This window comes from Proteus sp. fly-1067 (assembly GCF_040139345.1).
In the GTDB taxonomy this organism is placed as follows: Bacteria; Pseudomonadota; Gammaproteobacteria; order Enterobacterales; family Enterobacteriaceae; genus Proteus; species Proteus vulgaris_B.
This window is the reverse complement of the sequence record NZ_JBEEUL010000237.1, coordinates 1-541: the sequence shown is the minus strand read 5'-3', so window position 1 is coordinate 541 and position 541 is coordinate 1. Positions and strand designations below refer to the sequence as shown.

General features: G+C 41.2%; 1 pseudogene. It reads right to left on the bottom strand.

Annotation, left to right across the window (positions count from 1 at the left end):
* A pseudogene (locus tag ABN217_RS20180) lies at nucleotides 1-541 on the bottom strand (malate synthase A); the annotation flags it as partial.

The following is a 541-nucleotide window of genomic DNA, read 5'->3' as shown; positions in this document are numbered from 1 at the left end:
GTGAGCTACCCATGAGCCATCATGACCATTACTCGCCTCAAGCTCTTTATCCGCCTTAACCTTAGCTAATATCGCTTTATTCTCTTCTTCATCTTTACTTGGAATAAACGCAGACATTCCCCCCATAGCAAAAGCGCCCCTACGATGACATGTTTTGATCAACAAGCGAGAGTATGCACTTAAGAATGATTGGGTCATCGTCACGACCTGCCGGTCAGGTAGAACCTTATCTGAATGCTCTTTTAACGTTTTAAAAATATAATCCCAACGGCCACAATTTAGTCCAACGATATGGTGGCGCATGTAATACAAAATCTCATCCATTTGAAAAACAGCCGGCAATGTTTCTATCAAAACGGTTGCTTTAATCGTTCCACGTGGTAGACCCATAGTATCTTCTGCGGTACTAAATACATCGCTCCACCACTTAGCTTCCTGCCAAGATTCAAGTTTAGGTATATAAAAATAAGGACCACTACCTTTCTCTAATAAGGTGGGGTAATTGTGAAAAAAGTAGAGAGCAAAGTCAAATAATCCACCT